The organism is Xanthomonas sp. 3307 (assembly GCF_014199735.1).
Classification (GTDB): Bacteria; Pseudomonadota; Gammaproteobacteria; order Xanthomonadales; family Xanthomonadaceae; genus Xanthomonas_A; species Xanthomonas_A rydalmerensis.
In genome coordinates this window covers 1-16,451 of sequence record NZ_JACHOG010000016.1, presented here as the reverse complement: position 1 = coordinate 16,451, position 16,451 = coordinate 1, and the positions used below count along the sequence as shown (strand labels likewise).

Here is a 16,451-nt window from a genome sequence, read left to right as displayed (position 1 = left end):
TTGGTCAGCGCCGCGGTCAGCGTGGTCTTGCCGTGGTCGACGTGACCGATGGTGCCGACGTTGACGTGCGGCTTGGTGCGCTCGAACTTACCCTTTGCCATGTCTTCTCTACCTCGTGATTCGTATTGGGGGAACAGAGAGCGGGATGCGGCGCGGACCTGGTCCGCCGCACGCATCCCGTCGCTCTAATCTCAGCTCTTCTTGATGACCGCTTCGGCGATGTTGGCCGGCGCTTCAGCGTAGTGGTCGAACTCCATCGAGAACGTGGCGCGACCCTGCGACATCGAGCGCAGCGTGGTGGCGTAGCCGAACATTTCGCCCAGCGGCACCATCGCGTTGATCACCTTGCCCGACGGGCTGTCGTCCTGGCCCTGCAGGATGCCGCGACGACGGCTGACGTCGCCCATCACATCGCCCAGGTAGTCTTCCGGCGTCACCACCTCGACCTTCATGATCGGCTCCAGCAGCACCGGGTTGGCCTTGTTGAAGCCTTCCTTGAAGCCCATCGAACCGGCGATCTTGAACGCCATTTCCGAGGAGTCGACGTCATGGTACGAACCGTCGATCAGGCGCACCTTGACGTCCACGATCGGGTAGCCGGCCATCACGCCGTTGGCCACCGCTTCCTGGATGCCCTTGTCCACCGCCGGGATGTATTCCTTCGGCACCACGCCGCCGACGATCGCGTTCTCGAAGGTGTAGCCCAGGCCACGCTCCTGCGGCTCGATCTCGAGCACGACATGACCGTACTGGCCCTTACCGCCGGACTGACGCACGAACTTGCCTTCCTGCTTGACCGCCTTGCGGATGGTCTCGCGGTAGGCCACCTGCGGCTTGCCGACGTTGGCTTCGACGTTGAACTCGCGCTTCATGCGGTCGACCATGATTTCCAGGTGCAACTCGCCCATGCCGCGGATGATGGTCTGGCCGGATTCCTCGTCGGTGTTGACGCGGAACGAGGGATCTTCCTGCGCCAGACGGCTCAGCGCGATGCCCATCTTTTCCTGGTCCGACTTGGTCTTCGGCTCGACCGCCATCGAGATCACCGGCTCCGGGAACACCATGCGCTCCAGGATGATGATGTTGTCCTGCGCGCACAGCGTGTCGCCGGTGGTGACGTCCTTCAGGCCCACCGCCGCGGCGATGTCGCCCGCGCGCACTTCCTTGATCTCTTCGCGGTTGTTGGAGTGCATCTGCAGGATGCGACCCACGCGCTCCTTCTTCGACTTGACCGGGTTGTACACCTGGTCGCCGGAGTTCAGCGTGCCGGAGTAGACGCGGAAGAAGGTCAGCGAGCCGACGAACGGGTCGGTCATGATCTTGAACGCCAGCGCCGAGAACGGCGCGGTGTCGGTGGCCGGGCGGCTGTCTTCCTTGTCGTCCTCGTCGATGCCCTTGACCGGCGGACGATCGCTGGGCGACGGCAGCAGCTGGATCACGCCGTCGAGCATCGCCTGCACGCCCTTGTTCTTGAACGCGGTACCGCAGTACACCGGCACCACTTCCACCTTCAGGGTGCGCTCGCGCAGGCCATTGACGATCTCGGCCTCGGACAGGTCGCCCTCGTTGAGGTACTTGTCCATCAGGTCTTCGTTGGCTTCGGCGGCGGCCTCGACCATGAACGCACGCGCTTCGGTGGCCTTGTCGGCCAGGTGCGCGGGGATCTCACGGTACTCGAACACGGTGCCCTGCGAAGCGGTATCCCAATGGACCGCCTTCATCTTGATCAGGTCGACCACGCCCTCGAAGCCGTCTTCGGCGCCGATCGGCACCTGCATCGGCACCGGGTACGCACCCAGGCGCGACTTCAGCTGCTCGACCACCTTGTCGAAGTTGGCGCCGGTGCGGTCCATCTTGTTGACGAAGGCAAGCCGCGGCACCGCGTACTTGTTGGCCTGGCGCCACACGGTCTCGGACTGCGGCTGCACGCCACCGACCGCACACAGCACGAACACCGCGCCATCGAGCACGCGCAGCGAACGCTCGACTTCGATGGTGAAGTCGACGTGCCCGGGGGTATCGATGATGTTGAAGCGGTGCTGCGGCAGCGACTTGTCCATGCCGCTCCAGAACGCCGTGGTGGCCGCGGAGGTGATGGTGATGCCACGCTCCTGCTCCTGCTCCATCCAGTCCATCGTCGCGGCACCGTCATGCACCTCGCCGATCTTGTGGCTGACGCCGGTGTAGAACAGGATGCGTTCGGAGGTGGTGGTCTTGCCGGCATCGATGTGGGCCATGATGCCGAAGTTGCGGTAACGCTCGATGGGAGTGGTACGGGCCACAGGGAGCCTCTCAAATTTCTTGGATTTCGGATGGCCGAACGCCGCCTTGCGGCGGCCTTCGGATTTGTGCCGCGCGCGACGGCGCAGCTAGCAGCACTTCTAGATAGTGCTGACGGGCCCCGTTTCCAAGGCCCGGAAGGTCACCAGCGGTAGTGCGCGAACGCCTTGTTCGCTTCCGCCATGCGGTGAGTCTCTTCACGCTTCTTGATGGCGCCACCACGGTTTTCCGAGGCGTCGACCAGCTCGGCCGCCAGCTTGCGCGGCATCGAGTTCTCGCCGCGCTTGCGCGCCGAGTCGATCAGCCAGCGCATCGCCAGCGCCATGCGACGGGAGGAACGCACCTCGACCGGCACCTGGTAGGTGGCACCGCCGACGCGGCGCGACTTGACTTCGACCGCCGGAGCGACGTTGTCCAGCGCCTTCTGCACCAGCTCGACCGCATTGGGGTTCTTCTCGCCGATGACGTCCATCGCGCCGTACACGATCTTTTCGGCGACCGACTTCTTGCCGCTCAGCATCACCATATTGATGAAGCGGGCGATGGTTTCGCTCCCGTGCTTGGGATCCGGGAGAACGGCGCGCTGCGGCGTATTACCTTTACGTGACATGTGTGCTTCCCTTAGCTCTTCTTCGGACGCTTGGCGCCGTACTTGGAACGACCCTGGCGACGCTTGGCGACGCCGGCGGCATCGAGCGAACCGCGCACGGTGTGGTAGCGCACGCCCGGCAGATCCTTGACGCGACCGCCGCGGATCAGGACCACGGAGTGCTCCTGCAGGTTGTGGCCTTCGCCGCCGATGTAGCTGATGACCTCTTCCTGGTTGGTCAGGCGCACCTTGGCGACCTTACGCAGGGCCGAGTTCGGCTTCTTCGGGGTGGTGGTGTACACGCGCGTGCAGACGCCACGGCGCTGCGGGCACTTGTCCAGCGCCGGAGAGGCGCTCTTGTAGGTGGTCGCCTGCCGCGGCTTGCGGACCAGCTGGTTGATCGTCGCCATCAGGTAGATTCTTCTGATTGAGGCCGTCGGGCCTGGATGCGTGAAAACGAAGGCAGGCCGAAGGACGGCCTGCCGAGACAGGAAAGTATAGCGGGCAAGTCAAAGCGCCGTCAACACAACGGAATTTTTACTTGCTGGCCCATCCGGGGCCGGAAAACGGGGCGCGTCCGCTGCGCCCCCTTTCACTTGGAACGACGGTCCCGCGGACGGGACCGGTCCGGCTTGCTGCTTACTCTTCGCTGCCGGCAGCCGTCGGCGCGGGAGCTTCGACCGCCGGCTCGGCGCTGCCGCCGGACAGGGTCTGCATTTCCGACTCGGTCAGGCCGCTGGCATTGCGACGGCGCAGGCTGTGGTACGCCAGGCCGGTACCGGCCGGGATCAGACGGCCCACGATCACGTTTTCCTTCAGACCGCGCAGCGTGTCGCTGGTGCCGCGGACCGCCGCCTCGGTGAGCACGCGGGTGGTCTCCTGGAACGACGCGGCCGAGATGAACGACTCGGTCGCCAGCGAGGCCTTGGTGATGCCCAGCAGCACCGGGTCGTACTTGGCCGGCAGTTCGTTGCGGGCCGCCAGGCGGGCGTTCTCCTCGATGACGCGCTGGCGCTCGGCCTGCTCGCCATTGAGGAACTTGCTGTTGCCCTGGTCGGTGATCTCGACCTTGCGCAGCATCTGCCGGGTGATGACCTCGATGTGCTTGTCGTTGATCTTCACGCCCTGCAGGCGGTACACGTCCTGGATTTCCTTGACCAGGTACGCGGCCAGCGGCTCGACGCCCAGCAGACGCAGGATGTCCTGCGGGCTCGGCTCGCCGTCCACCACGGTTTCGCCCTTGGCCACGTGCTCGCCTTCGAACACGATGATCTGGCGGTACTTCGGGATCAGCTCTTCGTGCTCCGACCCATCGGTGTCCTTGATGATCAGGCGCTGCTTGCCCTTGGTGTCCTTGCCGAAGCTGATGATGCCCGAGCGCTCGGCCAGGATCGCCGGATCCTTCGGCTTGCGCGCTTCGAATAGATCCGCCACGCGCGGCAGACCACCGGTGATATCGCGGGTCTTGGACGCTTCCTGCGGGATCTTCGCGACCACGTCGCCGACGCCGACCGCGGCGCCATCCTGCAGGTTGACGATCGAGCGCGGCGGCAGCAGGTACTGCGCCGGCAGATCGGTGCCCGGGATGGTCAGGTCGTTGCCCTTGGCGTCGACGATGCGCACGATCGGGCGCAGGTCCTTGGCCTGGGTGCCGCGACGCTTCGGATCGGTGATTTCGCGCGAGGCCAGGCCGGTCAGCTCGTCGGTCTTCTCGATGACGGTGACGCCATCGATGAAGTCGATGAAGCGGATGAAACCGGCCACTTCCGACACGATTGGGTGGTTATGCGGATCCCAGTTCGCCACCGACTGGCCAGCCTTGACGGCATCGCCGTCCTTGGCGGTGATGGTGGCGCCGTACGGCAGCTTGTAGCGCTCGCGCTCGCGGCCGTGGCCGTCGAGCACCGACAGTTCGCCCGAACGCGACACCGCCACCAGCGAACCGTTGGCGTGCTCGACCGACTTGAGGTTGTTGAACTTGATCGAACCGGTGGTCTTGACCGTGATGTTGTCCACCGCCGCCGCACGCGAAGCCGCGCCGCCGATGTGGAAGGTACGCATGGTCAGCTGGGTACCCGGCTCGCCGATCGACTGCGCGGCGATGACGCCCACCGCTTCGCCGATGTTGACCAGGTGGCCACGGGCCAGGTCGCGGCCGTAGCAGCGTGCGCACACGCCGAACGCCGATTCGCAGGTGATGGTCGAGCGGACCTTGACCGACTGCACGCCGGCCTCTTCCAGCTTGGCCACCCACTGCTCGTCGAGCAGGGTATTGCGGGTGACGATCGGATCCTCGTCGTTGCCCGGCAGGAACACGTCCTCGGCCACCACGCGGCCGAGCACGCGGTCGCGCAACGGCTCGACCACGTCGCCGCCTTCCACGATCGGGGTCATGGTCAGGCCGTCGGTGGTGCCGCAATCCGGCTCGGTGATCACCACGTCCTGCGCCACGTCGACCAGGCGACGGGTCAGGTAACCGGAGTTGGCGGTCTTCAGCGCGGTATCGGCCAGACCCTTACGGGCACCATGGGTGGAGTTGAAGTACTCCTGCACGTTCAGGCCTTCGCGGAAGTTCGCCTTGATCGGCGTCTCGATGATCGAGCCGTCCGGGCGGGCCATCAGGCCGCGCATGCCGGCCAGCTGACGGATCTGCGCCTGCGAACCACGCGCGCCGGAGTCGGCCATGATGTACAGCGAGTTCATCGACTTCTGGTCGATGGTCTCGCCCTTGGCGTTGACCACCTTCTCGGTGCCGATGGTGTCCATCATCGCCTTGGCGATGCGCTCGTTGGTGCGCGACCAGATGTCCACGACCTTGTTGTAGCGCTCGCCGGCGGTGACCAGACCGGACTGGTACTGCTCCTGGATTTCCAGCACTTCCTGCTCGGCTTCGCCGAGGATGCCCTTCTTCTCCGACGGGATCAGCATGTCGTCGATGCCGATCGATACGCCGGCGCGGGTCGCGTAGGCGAAGCCGGTGTACATCAGCTTGTCGGCGAACACGACGCTGTCCTTCAGACCCAGCTGACGGTAGCTGGAGTTGATCAGGCGGCTGATGTTCTTCTTGGTCAGCTCGGTGTTGGCCAGCGCGAACGGCAGGCCTTCCGGCAGGATCTCGGCCAGCAGCGCGCGCCCGATCGTGGTGTCCACGATCGAGGTCTTCTTGCTGCGATTGCCTTCTTCGTCGATCACCGTCTCGGTGATGCGGACCTTGACCTTGGCGTGCAGTTCGACCGCACGGTTGTCGTAGGCGCGCTTCACTTCGGCGATGTTGGCGAACACCATGCCCTCGCCCTTCTTGTTCTCCAGGGCGCGGCTCATGTAGTACAGGCCCAGCACCACGTCCTGCGACGGCACGATGATCGGCTCGCCGTTGGCCGGCGACAGGATGTTGTTGGTGGACATCATCAGCGCGCGCGCTTCCAGCTGCGCTTCCAGCGACAGCGGCACGTGCACGGCCATCTGGTCACCGTCGAAGTCGGCGTTGAACGCGGTGCAGACCAGCGGGTGCAGCTGAATCGCCTTGCCTTCGATCAGCACAGGCTCGAACGCCTGGATGCCCAGACGGTGCAGGGTCGGCGCACGGTTCAGCAGCACCGGGTGCTCGCGGATCACCTCTTCCAGGATGTCCCAGACTTCGGCTTCTTCGCGCTCGACCAGCTTCTTGGCGGCCTTGATGGTGGTGGCCAGGCCGCGACGCTGCAGCTTGGCGAACACGAACGGCTTGAACAGCTCCAGCGCCATCTTCTTCGGCAGGCCGCACTCGTGCAGACGCAGGGTCGGGCCGACCACGATCACCGAACGGCCGGAGTAGTCCACGCGCTTGCCGAGCAGGTTCTGACGGAACCGGCCCTGCTTGCCCTTGATCATGTCGGCCAGCGACTTCAGCGGACGCTTGTTGGTGCCGGTGATGGCTCGGCCGCGGCGGCCGTTGTCCAGCAGCGCATCGACCGATTCCTGCAGCATGCGCTTTTCGTTGCGCACGATGATGTCCGGCGCGTTCAGCTCGAGCAGGCGGCGCAGGCGGTTGTTGCGGTTGATGACGCGGCGGTACAGGTCGTTCAGATCGGAGGTCGCGAAGCGGCCGCCGTCCAGCGGCACCAGCGGACGCAGATCCGGCGGCAGCACCGGCAGCACGGTCATCACCATCCACTCCGGACGGTTGCCGGACTCGATGAAGGCCTCGATCAGCTTGATGCGCTTGGTCAGGCGCTTGAGCTTGGTTTCCGAACCGGTGCTGGCGATCTCTTCGCGCAGGCGGGTCATTTCCGACTGCAGGTCGATGGTGCGCAGCAGTTCGTACACCGCCTCGGCGCCCATGGCGGCGTCGAAGTCGTCGCCGTGCTCCTGGCGCGCGGTCAGGTACTGCTCTTCGGTCAGCAGCTGGCGGCGCTCCAGGGCGGTCAGGCCCGGCTCGGTCACCACGTAGGCTTCGAAGTACAGCACGCGCTCGATGTCGCGCAGGGTCATGTCCAGCATCAGGCCGATGCGCGACGGCAGCGACTTCAGGAACCAGATGTGCGCGACCGGCGAAGCCAGGTCGATGTGGCCCATGCGCTCGCGACGCACCTTGGCCAGGGTCACTTCGGTGCCGCACTTCTCGCAGACCACGCCACGGTGCTTCATGCGCTTGTACTTGCCGCACAGGCACTCGTAGTCCTTGATCGGGCCGAAGATGGCGGCGCAGAACAGGCCGTCGCGCTCGGGCTTGAAGGTCCGGTAGTTGATGGTTTCCGGCTTCTTCACTTCGCCGAAGGACCACGAACGGATCAGATCCGGCGAGGCCAGCGCGATCTTGATCGCGTCGAAGTCCAGCGTCTGGCGCTGCTGGTTGAAGAGGTTGAGCAGGTCTTTCATTTGATTTCTCCGGGAATCGGGAATAGCGAATAGGGAATCGTTGGAAGCGGAGAGTCGGGACAGGAAACGCGGGCGGCCTGTCGGCACACGCCCGGGCGGTTTCCTAGTCCCGACTCCTCATTCCCTGCCCTCAGTCTTCCAGTTCCATGTTGATCGCCAGCGAGCGGATTTCCTTCACCAGCACGTTGAAGGACTCCGGCATGCCGGCGACCATCTCGTGCTCACCGTCGACGATGTTCTTGTACATCTGGTTACGACCCTGCACGTCGTCGGACTTCACCGTCAGCATTTCCTGCAGGGTGTAGGCCGCGCCGTAGGCTTCCAGCGCCCAGACTTCCATTTCGCCGAAGCGCTGGCCGCCGAACTGCGCCTTGCCGCCCAGCGGCTGCTGGGTGACCAGCGAGTACGGGCCGGTGGAGCGCGCGTGCATCTTGTCGTCGACCAGGTGGTTCAGCTTCAGCATGTGCATGTAGCCGACCGTGGTGTGGCGATCGAACGCCTCGCCGGTGCGGCCGTCGTACAGCTGGGTCTGGCCGCTGATCGGCAGGTCGGCGAGTTCGAGCATGTGCTTGATCTCGGCCTCGGTCGCACCGTCGAACACCGGGGTGGCCATCGGCACGCCGTCGGTCAGGTTCTTCGACAACGACAGCAGCTCCGCGTCGCTGAACTGGTCCAGGTCCACGCGGTCCTCGCCCAGCTTCTGGTCGTGGTTGTAGATCTGCGCCAGGAACTTGCGCAGGTCGGCGACCTTGGTCTGAGCCTCGAGCATGTTCTGGATCTTGCGACCCAGGCCCTTGGCGGCCCAGCCCAGGTGCACTTCCAGCACCTGACCGATGTTCATACGCGACGGCACGCCCAGCGGGTTCAGCACGATGTCCACGGTCTCGCCGTTGGCCATGTACGGCATGTCCTCGATCGGCTGGATCATCGACACGACACCCTTGTTGCCGTGGCGACCTGCCATCTTGTCGCCGGGCTGGATGCGGCGCTTGACCGCCAGGAACACCTTGACCATCTTCAGCACGCCCGGGGCGAGGTCGTCGCCAGCGGTGATCTTGCCGCGCTTGTCGGCGAAGCGACGCTCGAACTCCTTCTCGTGCGCCTGGATCTGCTTCTGCGCGCGTTCGATCGCCTCGGAGGCGTCCTCGTCCTTCATGCGCAGCGCGAACCAGTCGGACTTCTTCAGGCCGTCCAGGTAGGCGTCGCTGATGGTGTCGCCCTTCTTCAGGTTCGGACCGCCGTTGGCGACCTTGCCGATCAGCTGGCCACGCAGACGCGCATAGATCGCGCTTTCCAGGATACGGAACTGGTCGTCGAAGTCCTTCTTGACCCGCTTGATCTCGTTTTCCTCGATCTGGCGGGCGCGCTTGTCCTTCTCGATGCCGTCGCGGGTGAACACCTGCACGTCGATGACGGTGCCGTCCATGCCCGGCGGCACGCGCAGCGAGCTGTCCTTCACGTCCGAGGCCTTCTCGCCGAAGATCGCGCGCAGCAGCTTCTCTTCCGGGGTCAGCTGGCTCTCGCCCTTCGGCGTGACCTTGCCGACCATGATGTCGCCGGCGCGCACTTCCGCACCGATGTACACCACGCCGCTCTCGTCCAGACGGTTCAGCGCCTGCTCGGACACGTTGGGGATGTCGGCGGAGATTTCCTCCGGCCCCAGCTTGGTGTCGCGCGCCACGCAGGTCAGCTCTTCGATGTGGATCGTGGTGTAGCGATCCTCTTCCACCACGCGCTCGGAGAGCAGGATGGAGTCTTCGAAGTTGTAGCCGTTCCACGGCATGAACGCGATCAGCATGTTCTGGCCCAGGGCCAGCTCGCCGATGTCGGTCGAGGGACCGTCGGCCAGCACGTCGCCGCGCGCGATCACGTCGCCCACGTTCACCAGCGGACGCTGGTTGATGCAGGTGTTCTGGTTGGAGCGGGTGTACTTGATCAGGTTGTAGATGTCGACGCCGGCGTCGGTGCCGCCGCCGATCTCGGCCTCGTTGACCTTGACCACGATGCGGCCGGCGTCGATCTGCTCGATCACGCCGCCACGGCGGGCGTTCACGGTCACGCCCGAGTCGCGCGCCACCGCACGCTCGATGCCGGTGCCGACCAGCGGCTTCTGCGCACGCAGCGTCGGCACGGCCTGGCGCTGCATGTTCGCGCCCATCAGCGCGCGGTTGGCGTCATCGTGCTCCAGGAACGGCACCAGCGCGGCCGCGATCGACACGGTCTGCATCGGCGACACGTCCATGAAGTGCACTTCCGCCGGCGGCTTCAGCAGCGACTCGCCCTGGTAACGGCACGGCACGAACTGCTCGGTCAGGCGGCTCTTGGCGTCGTGCAGCGCGTTGGCCTGCGCGATGACGTACTCGTTCTCTTCGATCGCCGACAGGTATTCGACTTCGTCGGTGATCTGGCCGTCCACGACCTTACGGTACGGCGTCTCCAGGAAGCCGTACTGATTGGTGCGTGCATACACCGCCAGCGAGTTGATCAGGCCGATGTTCGGGCCTTCCGGGGTTTCGATGGTGCAGACGCGGCCGTAGTGGGTCGGATGCACGTCGCGCACTTCGAAGCCGGCGCGCTCGCGGGTCAGACCGCCCGGACCCAGCGCGGAGACGCGACGCTTGTGCGTCACTTCCGACAGCGGGTTGTTCTGGTCCATGAACTGCGACAGCTGCGAGGAGCCGAAGAACTCCTTGATCGCGGCGGCCACCGGCTTGGCGTTGATCAGTTCCTGCGGGGTCAGACCTTCGGACTCGGCCATCGACAGGCGCTCCTTGACCGCGCGCTCGACGCGGACCAGGCCCACGCGGAACACGTTCTCGGCCATTTCGCCGACCGAACGCACGCGACGGTTGCCCAGGTGGTCGATGTCGTCGACCACGCCGCGGCCGTTGCGGATCTCGGTCAGGACCTTGATCACGTCCAGGATGTCGGAGCTGTCGGCGTGCTCGGCGACCAGGCGCTTGGACTCCTCGTCGTTGCGCTCGCCGAAGTACTTCTTGTCGTACAGCACCGACTCGCCGGTGACTTCCTTGCGGCCGACACGGCGGTTGAACTTCATGCGGCCGACCGTGGACAGGTCGTAGCGCTCGAAGGTGAAGAACAGGTTGTGGAACAGGTTCTGCGCGGCGTCCTTGGTCGGCGGCTCGCCCGGACGCATCATGCGGTAGATCTCGACCAGCGCCTCGAGCTGGGTCTTGGTCGGATCGATGCGCAGGGTGTTGGACAGGTACGGACCGCGATCCAGGTCGTTGACCCACAGCGTGCCCACGGCGTCGACGCCGGCCTTGCGGAACGCGGTCAGCTGATCTTCGCTGATCTCGTCGTTGGCGCTGGCCAGCAGTTCGCCGGTCGAGGCATCGACCACGTCGTGCGACAGGATGCGGCCGACCAGGTACTCGTCGGGCACGGCCAGCGCGGCGATGCCGGAGGCCTCGAGCTGCTTGACGTGGCGCGCGGTGATGCGCTTGCCGGCTTCGACGATGACCTTGTCGCCGTCGGCCAGGTCGAAGTTCAGGGTCTCGCCGCGCAGGCGCTCGGGCACCAGCTCCAGCTGCACGCCTTCCTTCGGGTCGATGTGGAAGGTGTTGATCTCGAAGAACTCGGACAGCATCTCCTCGTTCGAGTAGCCGAGCGCGCGCAGCAGGATCGACACCGGCAGCTTGCGGCGGCGGTCGATACGGGTGAACAGCGCGTCCTTCGGGTCGAACTCGAAGTCCAGCCAGGAGCCGCGGTACGGAATGATGCGGGCGCTGTACAGCAGCTTGCCCGAGCTGTGGGTCTTGCCGCGGTCGTGGTCGAAGAACACGCCCGGCGAGCGGTGCAGCTGCGAGACGATGACGCGCTCGGTGCCGTTGACGATGAAGGTGCCGTTGTCGGTCATCAGCGGGATTTCGCCGAGGTAGACCTCCTGCTCCTTGACGTACTTGATCGCCTTGGTCGAGGACTCGCGATCGTAGATCACCAGGCGCACGGTCACGCGCAGCGGCGCGCCGTAGCTCATGCCGCGCTGGCGGCATTCACGCTCGTCGAACACCGGTTCGCCGAGCTTGTAGCCGACGTACTCCAGCGCCGCGTTGCCGCTGTAGCTGGAGATCGGGAACACCGATTTCAGGGCCGCGTGCAGGCCGTGGTCCGAACGCTTGTTCGGGTCGGTGTTCTCCTGCAGGAACTCGCGGTAGGAATCCACCTGGATGGCGAGCAGGAACGGCACTTCGAGGATCGAGCGCTGCTTGCCGAAGTCCTTGCGGATACGCTTCTTTTCGGTGAACGAATAAGACGTCATGAGGTATCACCTTGGCTGATGCGGGCCACGCGTCCGCGGCCCTGAGTGAACATAAATTGTCAGTTGGAAGTCGCTGGTATTGCCGGCACCAGCACGCCTTCTCCCGCTACTTCCAACTACCAACTCGATGAGAACGAGATTGGGGATGAGGGGATTCGGGATGGGTCGACGACCGCCTCTCGAATCTCCGATGCCGAATATCCAATCCCGGCATTGCAACAACGGCCAAAGGCCGGGGGCTTTCGCCCCCAGCCTTCAGTGCATCGCCTTGAACGGCTGGCGATGCAAGGGACTGCTTACTTGACTTCGACCTTCGCGCCAGCGGCTTCCAGGTCCTTCTTGAACTTGTCGGCGTCTTCCTTCGACACGGCTTCCTTCAGCACGCCGCCGGCCTCGGTGAGGTCCTTGGCTTCCTTCAGGCCCAGGCCGGTGATGGCGCGGACGGCCTTGATGACGTCGACCTTCTTGGCGCCGGCGTCGATCAGGATGACGTTGAACTCGGTCTGCTCTTCGACCGGCGCGGCGGCCACGGCCGGACCGGCAGCGGCGACCGGGGCGGCGGCGGAGACGCCGAACTTGTCTTCGATGGCCTTGACCAGCTCCATCACTTCCATGAGGGTCTTTTCGGCGATTGCGTCGACGATCTGCTCGTTAGACAGGGACATTGTGATTACCTTTGGAATTTTTTCTGGATGAGGTTCTAGTGAACCGTTTCAGGTGTCGCGAACTTAAGCCGTTTCGGCCGGGGCTTCCGCTTCGGCGTCGGCGGGAGCGGCGTCGCCGCCACCCTGCTTGTCGCCCACAGCCTTGACCGCACGGGCGAACATGCTCGCCGGCTCGGCCAGGACGCGTGCCAGCATGGCCAGCGCCTGCTCGCGGGTCGGCAGCGACGCCAACACCTCGAGATGAGCGGCCGGATACAGCTGACCACCCAGCGACACGACCTTGGCCTGCAGCTTGTCGTTACCCTTGGCGAATTCCTTGATCAGACGACCGGCAGCGCCGGGTTCTTCCGTCGAGAACGCATACAGCAGCGGACCGACCAGCGCGTCCTGGACGCACTCGTATTCGGTACCGGCAACGGCACGCGCGGCCAGGGTGTTCTTGACAACACGCAAGTACACACCGGTTTCGCGCGCCTTCTTGCGCATCGCGGTCATTTGCGAGACCGTGATGCCGGCGTACTCGGCAGCAACCAAGGAGTGGGCCTTCGCGGCGACGTCGGCCAGTTCGGCGACGACTTCTTGCTTCTGGGACAGATTGAGAGCCATTGCACTCCTCCGTTAAAGCCGGGAGTTGAAATGCGCGACCTGGGATGCGTCAGGAGCGATACCGCCGCTCTTGCCAATCCCCAATCCCGAATCCCGAATCCCTGCTTCAAACTTACTCCGCTCGCGGCTCCTGCCGCTTGCGGTCCTGGGCGGCCTCCTTCCTGGATGCCGGGGATGCCGCATGGCATCCCAGTTGGTGGCCGTTCCAGACCTGGAGTGAGCGCGCCCGGAACCCCGGGTTGGCCTGCACCAGAAAAACTCCAGAAAGGCGGCACCATCTACGCCGGCGCGTCCCCGAGGGGACTGGATTAAGCGATCCCGCTGTACCGACGGCGACTCCTTGCCATTGCGAGCTTCCGTGCCCGTCGTCGGTGTGCGCAGACCGCGCCTGCGGTCTTTGACGGCTTCGCGTCGGGTTGCCCCTGGCGACGCCTTCAAAAGGGTGAAACCGGCGCCGCACCTCGCGGGCGGCGCCGTGTTGCGATTACTTCAGGGACAGCGACGCCTGATCGACGGTGACGCCCGGACCCATGGTCGAGCTCACCGAGATCTTCTGCAGGTAGGTGCCCTTCGAGGTCGCCGGCTTGGCCTTGACCAGGTCCAGCAGCAGCGCCTGCAGGTTGCTCTTCAGCGCGTCGTCTTCGAAGCTGGCCTTGCCGATGGTGCAGTGGATGATGCCGGCCTTGTCGGTGCGGTAGCGCACCTGGCCCGACTTGGCGTTCTTGACCGCTTCGGCCGGGTTGGCGGACACGGTGCCGACCTTGGGGTTCGGCATCAGGCCGCGCGGGCCCAGCAGGGTGCCCAGCTTGCCGACGACGCGCATCGCGTCCGGGGTGGCGATGACCACGTCGTAGTTCAGGTCGCCGCCCTGCATCTTCTCGGCCAGGTCGTCCATGCCGACGGCTTCGGCACCGGCGGCCAGCGCCTCATCGGCCTTGGCGCCGGCGGGGGCGAACACCGCCACGCGCACGCTCTTGCCGGTACCGGCCGGCAGCACGGTGGAACCGCGCACCTGCTGGTCGGACTTCTTCGCGTCCACGCCCAGGCGCACGGCCACGTCGACGGCTTCGACGAACTTGGCCTTGCTGGTGGTCTTGACGATCTTCAGCGCTTCGTCGATCGAATACGCCTTGCCCGGCTGCACCGCAGCACGGATCGCTTTCTGTCGCTTGGTCTGTGCCATTGCTTAACCCTCCACCGTCAGGCCCATGCTGCGGGCAGAACCCGCAATCGTGCGTACCGCCGCTTCCAGCTCGGCCGCCGTCAGGTCGGCTTCCTTCGCCTTGGCGATCTCTTCGAGCTGCTTGCGGGTCACCTTGCCCACCTTCTCGGTGTTCGGGCGCTTGGAGCCGGAGCTGACGCCCGCGGCCTTCTTCAGCAGCACGCTGGCCGGGGTGCTCTTGGTGACGAAGGTGAAGGTACGGTCCGAGTAGGCCGTGATGATGACCGGAGTCGGCAGGCCCGGCTCCAGCTTCTGCGTGGCGGCATTGAACGCTTTGCAGAACTCCATGATGTTCAGGCCGCGCTGACCCAGCGCAGGACCGACCGGCGGCGAGGGGTTGGCCTGACCGGCCTTCACCTGCAGCTTGATGTAACCGACGACTTTCTTTGCCATTTTAGTGTCTCCGGGTGCTAGCGCCTAAACCGCAGGCTCCCCATCGCGACGGGAAAATCACGTGTCCCGCCATCACGTTTTTGAAGTGCGCAGAAAGCCGCCTCGCGGCGGCTTCCGTTCTGCCCGGCGGCTTGCCTGGACAGGGAGCCGCGCAGTATAGCAGAGATTTTGGCGCCCGGCGCAGCCGCGCCGGGGCGGACTCAGGCCTTCTCGACCTGGCCGAATTCCAGTTCCACCGGGGTGGAACGGCCGAAGATCAGCACCGCAACACGCAGGCGGCTCTTCTCGTAGTTGACTTCCTCGACCACGCCGTTGAAGTCGTTGAACGGACCGTCGGTGACCCGGACCATCTGGCCCGGCTCGAACAGCACCTTCGGACGCGGCTTCTCCACGCCATCCTGAACGCGCTGCAGGATCGCATCGGCCTCTTCGTCGCGGATAGGCAACGGACGGTCGGCGGTGCCGCCGATGAAGCCCATCACCTTCGGCGTTTCCTTGACCAGGTGCCAGCTTTCGTTGTCGATGCGCGGAATGCCGCCCTCTTCGTGGGTCTCGATCTGCACCAGCACGTAGCCCGGGAAGAACTTGCGCTCGGAACGGCGCTTCTGGCCGGAGCGCATCTCGATCACTTCCTCGGTGGGGACCAGCACGTCGCCGAAGCGCTCCTGCATCTCGTCACGCACAATACGGTCGCGCAGCGCTTGGGCCACGGACTTCTCGAAGCCTGAATAGGCGTGAACGACATACCAACGCTTCACTGCTGCACTCTCCTCAACGGCTCACGAACCACTGCATCAGCTTCTGGATCAGGAAATCGAACCCGCCCAGCAGCAGACTCAGAATGATCACCACCACGATCACCACCCAGGTGGTGCGAATGGCTTCCTGACGGGTCGGCCACACCACTTTGCGCAGTTCGAAACGGGACTCGGACAGGAACTCGCGGCCTTCGCGACCCTTGGCGGTCATCAGGAATACCGCCGCGCCCGCAGCCAGACCCGCGATCACCGCCAGTGCGCGCAGCGGACCGGACCAGCTCCCCAGTTGTGCCGCACGGCTCGGCTCACCGAACCAGAACCAGACGAACAGGCCCGCGATCACCAGCAGCGCTGCGATGACGTACTTGACGATATCGCCGCCAGAAGACGCGGCGGGGCCTTTGGAATGCTCGATCTTGCTGTTCATCCGACTCTTGCTGCTATGCGACCGAGGTCACTGGATAGGGAGCGGCAGATTGGCACGCCAGGAGGGACTCGAACCCCCAACCTGCGGTTTTGGAGACCGCTGCTCTGCCAATTGAGCTACTGGCGTGTAGTAAGAACGACTGCACTTCCCTGAGACGGCGAAGGCGGACCGAAGGTTCCGGCCCGCCCTTCGCTGAACCCGGCGACCGGAGCCGCCTGCACCTCGTCGGATTCCGGCGGCTACAGCCGCCGTCCTGCCGTCGAGCCCGGCGGCCTTGGCCGCCGGAGGGCATTACTTGATGATCTTGGCCACCACGCCGGCGCCGACGGTACGGCCACCTTCGCGGATCGCGAAGCGCAGGCCTTCGTCCAT

At 64.9% G+C, this 16,451-nt stretch carries 12 protein-coding genes, 1 tRNA gene and 1 pseudogene; all 14 read right to left on the bottom strand.

The window, feature by feature from the left end; all coding sequences use genetic code 11:
- The coding region (locus tag GGR64_RS20595; protein ID WP_031270842.1) for a GTP-binding protein at nucleotides 1–101 on the bottom strand (101 nt) is incomplete at its 3' end.
- A 90-nt stretch (nucleotides 102–191) separates the two neighbouring features.
- Nucleotides 192–2,282, bottom strand: coding sequence for an elongation factor G (fusA, locus tag GGR64_RS20590; protein WP_160967005.1), 2,091 nt, complete (start codon nucleotides 2,280–2,282; stop codon nucleotides 192–194).
- A gap of 140 nt (nucleotides 2,283–2,422) precedes the next feature.
- Entirely contained in the window at nucleotides 2,423–2,890 is a 468-nt protein-coding gene (gene rpsG, locus GGR64_RS20585) for a 30S ribosomal protein S7 (protein WP_048490049.1), read from the bottom strand.
- A gap of 11 nt (nucleotides 2,891–2,901) precedes the next feature.
- Nucleotides 2,902–3,279, bottom strand: a complete 378-nt coding sequence (gene rpsL, locus GGR64_RS20580) for a 30S ribosomal protein S12 (RefSeq protein ID WP_160967003.1) — start codon at nucleotides 3,277–3,279, stop codon at nucleotides 2,902–2,904.
- A gap of 229 nt (nucleotides 3,280–3,508) precedes the next feature.
- Nucleotides 3,509–7,726, bottom strand: a complete 4,218-nt coding sequence (gene rpoC / locus GGR64_RS20575) for a DNA-directed RNA polymerase subunit beta' (protein WP_160967001.1) — start codon at nucleotides 7,724–7,726, stop codon at nucleotides 3,509–3,511.
- A 130-nt stretch (nucleotides 7,727–7,856) separates the two neighbouring features.
- Nucleotides 7,857–12,008, bottom strand: coding sequence for a DNA-directed RNA polymerase subunit beta (gene rpoB, locus GGR64_RS20570; RefSeq protein ID WP_160966999.1), 4,152 nt, complete (start codon nucleotides 12,006–12,008; stop codon nucleotides 7,857–7,859).
- Nucleotides 12,009–12,304: 296 nt separating this feature from the next.
- Nucleotides 12,305–12,673: a 50S ribosomal protein L7/L12 gene (rplL, locus tag GGR64_RS20565; protein ID WP_010341338.1), complete on the bottom strand. Its 369-nt coding sequence runs from the start codon at nucleotides 12,671–12,673 to the stop codon at nucleotides 12,305–12,307.
- A 63-nt stretch (nucleotides 12,674–12,736) separates the two neighbouring features.
- Nucleotides 12,737–13,279 carry a 50S ribosomal protein L10 gene (gene rplJ / locus GGR64_RS20560; RefSeq protein ID WP_010341340.1) on the bottom strand — a complete coding sequence of 181 codons (543 nt, stop codon included), beginning with the start codon at nucleotides 13,277–13,279 and terminating at the stop codon, nucleotides 12,737–12,739.
- A gap of 484 nt (nucleotides 13,280–13,763) precedes the next feature.
- The gene (gene rplA, locus GGR64_RS20555; RefSeq protein WP_160966997.1) at nucleotides 13,764–14,462 is read right to left on the bottom strand and encodes a 50S ribosomal protein L1; all 699 of its coding nucleotides are present in this window, start codon (nucleotides 14,460–14,462) and stop codon (nucleotides 13,764–13,766) included.
- A gap of 3 nt (nucleotides 14,463–14,465) precedes the next feature.
- Nucleotides 14,466–14,894, bottom strand: a complete 429-nt coding sequence (gene rplK, locus GGR64_RS20550) for a 50S ribosomal protein L11 (protein ID WP_010341342.1) — start codon at nucleotides 14,892–14,894, stop codon at nucleotides 14,466–14,468.
- A 200-nt stretch (nucleotides 14,895–15,094) separates the two neighbouring features.
- Nucleotides 15,095–15,652: a transcription termination/antitermination protein NusG gene (nusG, locus tag GGR64_RS20545; RefSeq protein WP_145699991.1), complete on the bottom strand. Its 558-nt coding sequence runs from the start codon at nucleotides 15,650–15,652 to the stop codon at nucleotides 15,095–15,097.
- A 13-nt stretch (nucleotides 15,653–15,665) separates the two neighbouring features.
- Entirely contained in the window at nucleotides 15,666–16,079 is a 414-nt protein-coding gene (secE, locus tag GGR64_RS20540; protein ID WP_160966996.1) for a preprotein translocase subunit SecE, read from the bottom strand.
- A 50-nt stretch (nucleotides 16,080–16,129) separates the two neighbouring features.
- A tRNA-Trp gene (locus tag GGR64_RS20535) sits at nucleotides 16,130–16,205 on the bottom strand.
- 165 nt (nucleotides 16,206–16,370) lie between these two features.
- Nucleotides 16,371–16,451: pseudogene (locus GGR64_RS20530) on the bottom strand (elongation factor Tu); the annotation flags it as partial.

Bases quoted from the DNA above. Each gene is read 5' to 3' on its own strand.
- rpsG (WP_048490049.1), bottom strand. From the start codon at position 2,890: ATGTCACGTAAAGGTAATACGCCGCAGCGCGCCGTTCTCCCGGATCCC.
- rpsL (WP_160967003.1), bottom strand. From the start codon at position 3,279: ATGGCGACGATCAACCAGCTGGTCCGCAAGCCGCGGCAGGCGACCACC.
- rpoC (WP_160967001.1), bottom strand. From the start codon at position 7,726: ATGAAAGACCTGCTCAACCTCTTCAACCAGCAGCGCCAGACGCTGGAC.
- rpoB (WP_160966999.1), bottom strand. From the start codon at position 12,008: ATGACGTCTTATTCGTTCACCGAAAAGAAGCGTATCCGCAAGGACTTC.
- rplL (WP_010341338.1), bottom strand. From the start codon at position 12,673: ATGTCCCTGTCTAACGAGCAGATCGTCGACGCAATCGCCGAAAAGACC.
- rplJ (WP_010341340.1), bottom strand. From the start codon at position 13,279: ATGGCTCTCAATCTGTCCCAGAAGCAAGAAGTCGTCGCCGAACTGGCC.
- rplA (WP_160966997.1), bottom strand. From the start codon at position 14,462: ATGGCACAGACCAAGCGACAGAAAGCGATCCGTGCTGCGGTGCAGCCG.
- rplK (WP_010341342.1), bottom strand. From the start codon at position 14,894: ATGGCAAAGAAAGTCGTCGGTTACATCAAGCTGCAGGTGAAGGCCGGT.
- secE (WP_160966996.1), bottom strand. From the start codon at position 16,079: ATGAACAGCAAGATCGAGCATTCCAAAGGCCCCGCCGCGTCTTCTGGC.